Here is a 10,745-nt window from a genome sequence, read left to right as displayed (position 1 = left end):
TTAGGTGTATTTAGGTAGGGGGTTGGGCGAGGAAACCTCGCCCCTACGTCTCCTAATTGATATCCACCCGTAGGGGCGGGGTCTTCCCGCCCCAATTGAATTCCCCCAATTTCTAATCTCAAATTAACCTGGACTAGAGGTGTTAAAAACTAACACTGTTGCCGCCCAAATCGGTGTTTTTCCTTCAGCAAAAACTGCCCCATCTAAGGTATAAGCATGACCTTTTGTATCAACCCAACCAATACATTTATCATGGGCATCATAAACCTTCATATCAGCGCCTAAATGCCCCATATAATGGTGGCTCGTGTTATAAAATTTTTGCCCCTCAATATGTCCGGCTTGTCCTCCACTATCCCAATAAACATCACCATCTGCATAAATATGAACGCTATTAGAATCTCCACTTTGTACATAATTAAACGTTTGCATTGCGGAAAAGGTAGACATTTGTTGCGAGTGATCTTCTATTCCCGAATTGTGATAGGATTGATCAGGGGTTGAATAGTCGGTTTGTGCGGGCTGTTGATAAGGATTAAATTGTTCTAACTCCGCCCCATTGGGATGAAATTCTGGAGTTTGAGGGTGAAAGTCAGAGATAAAAGAGGAGTGTAACCCTTGATAATATTCCCCATTTCCACCTAAGTTAGAGACATCAAAATGAGGATGATGGGGGTCGTGGCCCTGGAAATCAGGTGCAGAAGGAATCTGTTGTTGATGGGGGTCAATGTCTAAAGATTGGATTAAATTATTTAATAGAGAATCCAAGTTGTCTAGGGAGCCATTGCTGAGAGGATTATTCATGGCTATGATCCAAAATATTTAACTTTGTATTATAACGTAGTCATCTATATTTGTGTTCAACTCTCACCTGAAACTCAGAAACCAGGTTTCTCAGTCTGTTTAAAAGTTCTCAGAAATTGGATTTTTTCAACAAGATTTCTATTCAGCAGCAAAGTTATTACAGAAACCCGGTTTTTTTCCGGGTCTAGCAGTTTTCCCTCAAGTGAGGCACAATTAAGGATTATGCTTCCTTGTGAGTAGGTCTTAATTTAACGGACAATGGCATCATATTCCTCAATTGCTGTTCGAGAACTTCCTCTGTTTCCTCTACCGGAAGTGGTTTTATTTCCAGGTAGACCCTTACCCCTGCATATTTTTGAATTTCGCTATCGGATTATGATGAATACTATCCTGAATACGGATCGCCGTTTTGGGGTATTGATGTTTGATCCGAATCAAGGTCAAGTCGCTTCGGTGGGTTGCTGTGCCGAAATTGTCCAATACCAACGTTTACCCGATGATCGAATTAAAATGCTGACGTTAGGACAGCAACGGTTTCGGGTGTTAGAAGCTGTTCGGGAAAAACCTTATTTGGTGGGTTTAGTAGAATGGATCGAAGATGAACCCCCCCAACAGGATTTAAGACCTTTAGCAACGGAAGTAGAGCGTTTGTTGCGCGATGTGGTTCATCTCTCAGGAAAGTTGATGGAACAAAATATTGAGCTTCCTGATGATATTCCTGATTTACCGACGGAACTTTCCTATTGGGTTGCGAGTAATCTCTATGGAGTCGCAACGGAACAACAAACCCTATTAGAGATGCAAAATACTGTCGCACGTTTGGAACGGGAAGTGGAGATTTTAACATCAACCCGTAATCATTTAGCAGCACGGACTGCACTTAAGGATGCTTTAGATTAACTGATCTTTAATTTAAAAGAGATAATCTCGAACCGGGTTTTTGAGTTTACGCTACTGATAAAACCCGGTTTTTTTGTGTATTAACGCAGCCTACGAGTAACGACTGGGGGGTAAAGATAAAGGCTGTTGAGAAGGGGATTTGCTCTGAGTAGAATGTCCATTTCGTTCAACAGGAGGTTCCAGTTTAGTATCTTCAGAAATTAAAGGATCAGAAGATAAAAATAACTCTCGAATCAGTCTGGCGGCGGCTCGTTGGGCTAATTCTCCAGCTACTTTTTGACTCAACTGTCGGACTTCCGGTTTAACAATTAAACTCGGAACACGCTGCACTAATAGCATCGGGTCAAACCCTTTTGTTTCTTGGAGAATACTAACAATGCGTTGAATCTGTTCTAAATTATTTTGAGTTGAGGTGACTTGAGGTTCTTTTGCCGGATTAGAAACCAGTTTCACCCCCATCCATTCAGCGACTTTAGATTGAGCCGTCGTCAACGCATTACGAGAGGCAACATCAATGCTTTGAACAAACTCATTAGCTAATCGTTCTCGAATAAATTCTCCCCGGTCTGAAAACAAAAAGTCTAGGGTTTGATTCAACACTTCATTAATATCATAATCATCACTATTTCGAGCATTCTTGAGTAAATTTTCTAATCGATTCCATCGGAATGATCCGTCTTTAAACAATAAATCTTTCAAAGAAGTTCTTAATTCAACGGAAGGATCAGTTAACAATCGTTTAGCTACATAAGGATAAGCTTTACTTAAAACTTTAAAGTTGGGATCAACATTAATAGCAATGCCTTCTAATGTCACCAAAGATCGAATGATTAACGCATAATATGCCGGAACTCGGAAGGGGTAATCATACATTAATTCCGAGAGTTGATCCGTAATACTCTTAAAATTCAGTTCAGCAACACTCGCCCCTAACGCATTACTAAACACTTTTTCTAAAGCCGGAATAATCGGAGTTAAATCGGTATCGGGCGTTAAAAATTCTAATTTGACATAATCTTTGGCTAACCCTTCAAAATCTCGATTCACTAAATGGACAACCGCTTCTAATAACCCATAACGTTGATAAGGTTTAACCTCGCTCATCATGCCAAAATCCAGATAAACTAACTTACCTTCAGGGCTGGCTAATAAATTACCTGGATGGGGATCGGCATGGAAAAACCCATGTTCTAATAATTGTCTTAAAGAACATTGCACCCCAACTTCAATTAAGTAACGGGCATCAATGCCTTGGGCTGCAACTTCTTCTAAATTGGTTAATTTAGAACCGTTGATCCACTCCATTGTTAATACACGGCGTCCCGTATATTCCCAATAAATTCGAGGCACATAAATATCCTGAATATTGCCGTAAAGTTGTCGAAATCGTTCCGCATTTCGTCCTTCATGGTTGTAGTCCATTTCTTCATAAATGCGACCCCCAAATTCATCCATAATGGCGACTAAATCACTACGGATAAACTTAAAGGTTTTCTTAGCCCATTGTGCTAAGGTTCGTAAAATATAAATATCGAGGGCAATGCTTTCAGATAACCCCGGACGCTGGACTTTGACCGCGACAACTTCCCCAGTTTTTAATTTACCTTTATAAACTTGTCCTAAAGAGGCGGCTGCTAAGGGTTCAGGGCTTAATTCAGCATAGATATTTTCTGGGCGATCGCCTAATTCTTCTTCAATAAATTGATAGGCGACTTCATTGGCAAAGGGAGGGAGTTGATCTTGTAATTTGGTTAATTCTTCTAAATATAAAGGGGGTACTAAATCCGGTCGAGTGGATAACGCCTGTCCCACTTTAATAAATGCCGGGCCGAGTTCTGTTAAGGTGGTTCGCAGTTGAATTGCGCGTTTGCGATCAGTTTTTAGGTTTTTTCCGCCTTTGCCATCTAACCATAATCCCAAGGCAAAGAAACCCAATTTTCCAATAATGCTTAACAGGCGTCCCCAGACTTGGAACACACGAGAACGGTAATAATCTGCAATGGCAATCGGATCGTACCGTAATGCAGGCTGATTAGATTCATCATCGATTGTCACCTCTGACGGTTGAGGCAGTTGGTGATGTTCTTCCACAAATTCTGAGGAGACATCAATGGTTGCAGGGGAAACCGATCTGCTCGGTTGCAGGGGAGTAATCGTCATAAGAGGTGAATCTGAATCAAGCTGGGGCTTTGCAGGCAATACCGTCTTGACTTCCATAAATGTAGGACTTAGGTGGGAATTTCTGTTAACTATTGTAACAATATCTCAATCAAGTCCTTTACTTCCCCAGAAAGACCGTCCGATTGATGGGGAATTAACCCTACTCACAATTCCCTGTTTCTGTTGTGTGGGTCAGTCGGTTGCAAATATTCAAGAGATAGAGGCGGGTACTCACCGGAAGACGGGGTAAGGGAGCTTCCAGATTCGGCCAGGTGGGTAAATCGAAGCAGGGACAACAATTAGGAGGCATTCCGGCAACTTTCACCGGCACTGAGAGAGAACAACGGGCACAGGATTCAATTTCCCATTGTGAGGAGAGCAGATCTTCAATGGTTTGCTCTGTGCCTTCCAAATAACACTCCCCAGAGTCAGGGGAAAGGATTTCCTTCCAGCAGTCCTCAAACTCGCGGCTATATCTGTCTCCTTGAACGACAGGTTGGGGTAAGCGAGATTCTGCACCGTTGCGAATTAACACTTTTTTACCTAACTGAAACCAGTAGGCTAAATATTGTTTAACTTGGTGTTGTGAAGCCATAAGTCTACTGTTTTAAGGTTTTAATTGCTAAATTTAAGGTTGACGGAGCAGAAATTTAACCTAAAAGCAGAGCCAATCGACTAATGGGTATTTCCTTATTTTTATTCTAGGGGTTAAATTGCCTCTTAACTCCTCCTTAAATCTATATTAATCCTAAAATTAAATTCCGAATAGGATAAATATTTTACAATTACTTTCGAGGAATCCGTAATCCTTTAATACCGATGAGATGGCTTTGTTTTGGAAAAAACATAGAGTTTAATTATAAATATGTACTATATTATCGATTGATAACCAGGTACTTTTTTATGTATTAATAAATATAACAAATAAATTAATTTTTGTAAATCTTCATAAAGATAGATTTTTATTTTTTAAATGATGAGCAATAAGTGATTGTATTCATAGACTTTTAAAATAAATTCTAAAAAAGCAATATCCTTTAGCAATCAATCCATAAATGATTAGAATATAGATTCTAAATTAATACTTTTAAAGCTCTTTATCAAAAATTATAAAATAAATTTATTGATTAATGTTAATAATTATTCTCCCCAAGATTTGCGGTGAAGGAGTTAAGGTAGATATCTAAAAAAATTTCTAACAGAGAATAAAAGGGTTGAGGAGAAGCCTAAAATCATCCTTTGGGCCATAATTCTTAAAAGTTGTTAATGGATTGTGCCCAAGGGTGACTTCCCCTCTACACTCAAAAAGGAGATTTGTCCAAAAGCGACCAGCCATTATGTCAAGTACAAACCTACAAGCATCAAATTCCGATACAACACCCCATACAGCCCGCCATCAAATTGTGATTGTTGGGGGAGGAGCCGGAGGAATTACCGTCGCCGCCCAACTGATGCGGAAAGATTCTAGCCTGGATATTGCTATTATTGAACCCTCAGAGAAACATTACTATCAACCCGCTTGGACGTTAGTGGGTGGGGGTGCTTATAACATTGACGATACGATTAAAGACGAAAAAGACTGTATTCCTCCTGGTGTCAAGTGGATTAAAACTTATGCGGATCAATTTGAACCGGAAAATAATGTAGTCATTACCCAAGATGGCCAGCGCATTCAATATCAATACTTAGTGGTTTGTCCAGGGATTCAAATTGATTGGCATTTAGTCGAAGGATTAAAAGATGCCATTGGTAAAAATGGAGTCACAAGTAATTATTCTTTAGAATACGCGCCCTATACTTGGGAATTGTTAAAGAATTTTAAAGGGGGAACGGCAATTTTTACCTTTCCATCCACACCCATTAAATGTGGAGGCGCACCCCAAAAGATTATGTATTTAGCGGATGATACCTTCCGCAACAATGGGGTACGGGAAAAAAGCCGGGTTATGTATTGTACGGCGGTTGGCAAAATGTTTCCCATTCCGGGCTATTGTGAAGCATTAGAAAAAGTCGTGGAACGTCGCAATATTGATGTTAAGTATCAACATAATCTCAAAGCGATTAAACCCGAAACCAAAGAAGCCATTTTTACTGTCACAACGGCTAATGGAGTGGAGGAAGTCAGGATTAAATATGATTTAATTCACGTCACGCCACCCATGAGTTCCCCGGATTTTATTAAAAATAGTCCCTTAGCAGTACAACCGGGGGGATGGGTAGATGTGAATAAAACAACGTTACAACATAACATTTATCCGAATGTATTTGCGTTAGGAGATGCTTCTTCCCTACCGACTTCTAAAACCGCAGCAGCAATTCGGAAACAAGCACCTGCATTAGTGGAAAATCTCTACAGTTTAATTCAGTCTCAAAAACTAACAGGAAGTTATGATGGTTATACCTGCTGTCCGTTAATTACGGGTTATGGAAAAACGATTATGGCGGAGTTTACTTATGAAAATAAACCTGACTCTAGTTTTCCCTTTGACCCCACACAAGAACGTTATAGTATGTGGTTAGCCAAGCGTTATATTTTACCTTGGTTATATTGGAATCGGATGTTAAAAGGTGCGCCCTTTGAGGCAGATCGTTTGAAGTCGTTGAAAGGTTAATTTTATTTGAGAAGCCGGGTTTTTTCAAAGAACTTTAGGAAGAACTTAAAGCTTAAAAAATCCGGTTTCTCGAAAAAAAGAGTTTTAAGATTAAAACCCACATTCCGCAGATGAAGGCTAAAATTTTCCACTGATTCTAAAAAAATGCGTGGTGCTATATTTTACCCTTTCTCTCAATTATTATCCTACATTAAAAAAAGCCCAAATTATTGCTATGTAATAATTTGGACTTTTATTGGTTCCAATTTAATCAGAAATTAAATCTTCTGAAATATCTGTGGAATGGGAGTTGTAAGTTAACCAGAGATGCTTAACTTCGTTCACCCTGACATAGGGGACAGTAGGATATTAAGTTGCACGCTGTTCAACTAACACTTGATAAGCAGCATTGAAATCACCCGTTGTAATCCGAATCTCAGTCGGGTCAGTCATTCCCTGATGCCGATAACGACGAATCGCTACCAGTGCGGCTTGGTTACATAATAACGCTAAATCCGCCCCATTCCAGCCTTCCGTTGCTTCGGCCCAATAACCTAAATCCACATCCTGTAAAGGACGTTCATCGTTATGGACTTGTAAAATTGCTAAACGACTAGAAGCACTCGGTAAATCCACTTTTAACTGTAAATCTAACCGTCCCGCCCGTAATAAGGCTGGGTCTAACGCATCCGGGCGGTTTGTAGCCCCAATCACCAAAATCGTCGCCCCCGTTTGCAATCCATCTAACTCGGTCAAAATTTGTCCCACAACTCGGTCACTTACCCCAGAATCCCCGCTATAACGGCCTCTTGCTGGAGCTAAGGTATCAATTTCATCAATAAACACTACACAAGGCGCAGCTTGACGAGCTTTGGCAAATAACTCCCGTACCGCTTGTTCACTGGCTCCCACCCATTTACTCAGAAGTTCCGGGCCATTAATACTAATAAAATTCGCTCGCGCCTGAGATGCAACGGCTTTCGCCAATAAGGTTTTCCCCGTTCCCGGTGGCCCCCAAAGCAAAATGCCTTTGGGTGCTTGGGCTTTGGTTTGCATATATAATTGGGGATGGAGTAATGCTCCTTCCACAGATTCCTGTAGGGTTTGTTTAATTTGTTCAAGTCCGCCAATATTGTCCCAAGCGATATGGGGAGATTCCACTTCCACAGACCGCAACACCGCAGGTTTAACTTCTTTGAGGGCTTGCAAAAAGTCGGACTGGCTGACTGTCATGATTTCTGGAATTTTGGATTCAATCGTAGGAACCTGACGTCGCAAAGCACTATAGGCTGCTTTCTGGCAAACTGCTTTTAAATCTGACCCCACAAATCCCACGGCATTATCCGCAATCAAAGCTAAGGAAACCGATTCATCTAAGGGCATGGAACGGGTGAGAATCTGGAGAATTTCTAAACGTCCATTGCGGTCAGGAACCCGAAACTGCACTTCTCGGTCAAACCGTCCGGGGCGGCGTAAGGCGGGATCAAGATGGTCGGGGCGGTTCGTGGCGGCAAGAACAATCACCCCTTGAGCTTGGGAAAAGCCATCCATTAAACTCAGCAGTTGGGCAACGAGTCGTTTTTCCACTTCCCCTTCCACTTTGCTGCGATCAGGAGCCATGCTATCAATTTCGTCAATAAAAACGATACAAGGCGCATTTTTTGCGGCTTTCTCAAAAATTCCTCGCAGTCGTTGTTCGGCTTCCCCATAATATTTACTCATCACCTCTGGCCCGACTAAGGCAATATAGTTAACACCGAGTTCTTCCGCCAGGGCACGGGCGGTCAGGGTTTTGCCTGTTCCTGGGGGGCCAACCAACAGCACCCCACGAGTGGGTTCGAGTCCTAATTTCGCTAATAAGTCGGGGCGTTTTAGGGGAATGGCAATCAGTTCTTTGAGTTCTTTGAGAACTTCTGTCAATCCGCCAACGTCTTTAAGGGAAGGGGTGGTAGCTTCTTCTGGGGGTGTCATAGTGTCTTCAAATCCTGAATCTGAGGGGGAAGATGAGCGACTGCGATTGACCTCAAAATCACCCCCACCAGAACTGCTCGTGCGGGGAATGCCGCCTGGACGGGGAATCCCACCAGAACGGGGAATATTACTCAAGGGACGAGAACTAAACTGCACTTCAGTTTTAATTTCTCCTTTTTCAAGTTTTTCTTCTAAGGTTTTCGCCAGTTCGACTAATTGCTCAAAACCTTTGAATAACTCTGTCATAAAATTTCTCCTGAATCAATTGAACAATAGAGGCTGGGTAGATAAGATGGGGTTGAGGAATCTAAGGTTTACACCTATAGTAGCGATGAGTCCAGGTAAAAAACCGAAAAACCGGGGTTTCAATGATTTCTCATGTCCTAATTGCACCAGGGGGTTGCTATCAATGCCTTTAAAACAGAAGATCGGCAGCCCCTTTAACTCGGGCTAGAGGTTCCACTGACCGAGGTAAACTGGGTAGGCGAATCAGAGTTTGATCCGGGAATAAATCCCGATCAATTTCCTCATGCGCGTGATAACGGTTCTGCACGACATAGCGTTGATAGACTCCCATTTTTTTCAAAGATGCTGTTAATCGAACTTGTTCGGCAACAATGGCATCTTGGGCTTGCAGAATCCCAATAAATTCTGTATGTTGGGGATTTTTTAGTTTTTTCTGGGCTTGCATCACTTGTTGTCTTAAGGTTCGCAATCGCCCCATTAAATCTAAACGCCCTAATACATTTTGATACTTCATCCACAGCTTAAAAATCCAAGCTAACCACTCCCCTAAAGCGGTTGGCATTTCTAAAAAACGCAGAAGATGACCGGTAGGAGCCGTATCTAAAATAATTAAGTCTTGTTGTTTCTGGTCTAATAAATCCATGACGGTTACTAACGAGAGCATTTCATCAATTCCCGGTAAGGATTGAGCTACAATTTGTCGCCAAGCCTCAGGAGTATAGGCCAGTTTTATCGATCCGTCTTCCTTGCCTTCACCGCTAATCATTTCTGCAAGTTCCCACAAATAATCATTGCGAAATTGCTCTAAAACAATATCAGCATCGACTTCTTGACCGCTTAAATTGGCGGTTAATTGTGTGGGTTGATGTCCTAATTTTTCCCCAAAGGCATCTCCTAAAGAATGGGCTGGATCAATAGAAATAATCCGAATATTTTTCTCAGGATAACGATGGGCTAATCCCCAACCTAGGGCAGCAGCAACAGTTGTTTTACCTACACCTCCCTTTCCTCCAATGATAATTAATTGACGTTTTTCAGCAATAAAATCGCTAAAACTAGGGAGAATTTTTTCTGGCCATTGGATAAGAGGTGGGGGAACTAATTCTACAGTTTCAAGGGTTTGAATTTGGCTCATGATCAGATCTAAAGCTTCACTCCCTAGAGGTTCTGTTGATTGTTGGGGAAGGGTAAAAATGGCATCTTGACCCGGAAGTTTAAGGAATTTACTCAGAAGTTCTTGTTGTTCGCTATAGCGATCTAAGTTTAGGTTTGATTGGGATAAAATTCGATTGATAAATAAACTACCGCAGGGAATATTTAAGTGCTGCAAACTCTTGAGTAATCGTTCGGTTTCTAATAAACTCATCGGTTCTGCAATGGCCACAACTAAACAAACAGTGAAACTGGCATCTTGCAATAGTTGTTTTCCTTCGGTTAATTCCGATTTCATTTTGACCAAAAAGTCATCCACTTCATCCGCATTGTAAGTTTTTACAAAGGTTTGGGAGATGACTCGATGTTTTTCTTGAAATAATTCCAAAGAATTTAAAATAATCTCTAAAAAATCTTTAATTCCTAATAAATTTAAGGTATGACCGGAAGGAGCCATATCAACAACAATTCGATCAACTATTTTTTCAGTGAGTAACCGTTGAATTTCTAATAACCCCATAATTTCATCTAAACCGGGCCAGTCTAAATCCCAAACAGGGGTTAAATCTTCTCCTTCAACAAAGCTGCCTCGTTCAACTAAGAGTTCTAAAAATTTTCCATATTTTTCTTTAAATTCTAATAGTAATTTTCCCGCATCTAACGCTCTAACCTTTAAATTTGGTAAGTCTTTTAAAGGTAATGCTTGATCTAAGACTTGTGTTTGTAAGATATCTCCTAAAGAATGGGCTGGATCTGTTGAGATTAATAGGATTTGCTCATCAGGAAATAATTTAGCCCAACGACGAGCAAATCCACAGGAAAGGGTGGTTTTTCCCACTCCTCCTTTGCCACTAAACATGACTAAATGGCGAGTGTCATAAGGGTTAAGAATGTTGTTTACAGGGTGAAAGTTAATCATAT

General features: G+C 41.0%; 7 protein-coding genes. 2 read left to right on the top strand and 5 right to left on the bottom strand.

Annotated elements, in window-relative coordinates; all coding sequences use genetic code 11:
• Window positions 1–123 precede the first annotated feature (123 nt).
• The gene (locus NMK36_RS09115) at window positions 124–804 is read right to left on the bottom strand and encodes a hypothetical protein (RefSeq protein WP_254173580.1); all 681 of its coding nucleotides are present in this window, start codon (window positions 802–804) and stop codon (window positions 124–126) included.
• A gap of 258 nt (window positions 805–1,062) precedes the next feature.
• Here NMK36_RS09115 and NMK36_RS09110 point away from each other — a divergent pair, with 258 nt between their 5' ends.
• Window positions 1,063–1,704, top strand: a complete 642-nt coding sequence (locus tag NMK36_RS09110; RefSeq protein ID WP_254173579.1) for an LON peptidase substrate-binding domain-containing protein — start codon at window positions 1,063–1,065, stop codon at window positions 1,702–1,704.
• A 90-nt stretch (window positions 1,705–1,794) separates the two neighbouring features.
• On the opposite strand, the gene NMK36_RS09105 is transcribed toward NMK36_RS09110, so the two are convergent.
• Entirely contained in the window at window positions 1,795–3,864 is a 2,070-nt protein-coding gene (locus NMK36_RS09105; RefSeq protein ID WP_438822817.1) for an ABC1 kinase family protein, read from the bottom strand.
• Between the two features lie 160 nt (window positions 3,865–4,024).
• Window positions 4,025–4,459, bottom strand: coding sequence for a hypothetical protein (locus tag NMK36_RS09100; protein ID WP_072721114.1), 435 nt, complete (start codon window positions 4,457–4,459; stop codon window positions 4,025–4,027).
• A gap of 742 nt (window positions 4,460–5,201) precedes the next feature.
• On the opposite strand from NMK36_RS09100, the gene NMK36_RS09095 reads away from it, so the two are divergent.
• Entirely contained in the window at window positions 5,202–6,476 is a 1,275-nt protein-coding gene (locus NMK36_RS09095; RefSeq protein WP_254173577.1) for an NAD(P)/FAD-dependent oxidoreductase, read from the top strand.
• 348 nt (window positions 6,477–6,824) lie between these two features.
• Here the strand turns inward: NMK36_RS09095 and NMK36_RS09090 are convergent, their stop codons facing one another.
• Together NMK36_RS09090 and NMK36_RS09085 are read right to left on the bottom strand one after the other, a co-directional pair.
• Window positions 6,825–8,672: an AAA family ATPase gene (locus NMK36_RS09090; RefSeq protein ID WP_072721110.1), complete on the bottom strand. Its 1,848-nt coding sequence runs from the start codon at window positions 8,670–8,672 to the stop codon at window positions 6,825–6,827.
• A gap of 169 nt (window positions 8,673–8,841) precedes the next feature.
• Entirely contained in the window at window positions 8,842–10,743 is a 1,902-nt protein-coding gene (locus NMK36_RS09085; protein ID WP_254173576.1) for an ArsA family ATPase, read from the bottom strand.
• Between the last annotated feature and the right edge of the window lie 2 nt (window positions 10,744–10,745).

Source organism: Planktothrix pseudagardhii (assembly GCF_904830925.1).
GTDB classification, from domain to species: Bacteria; Cyanobacteriota; Cyanobacteriia; order Cyanobacteriales; family Microcoleaceae; genus Planktothrix; species Planktothrix tepida.
This window is presented reverse-complemented; position numbering and strand designations above follow the sequence as displayed.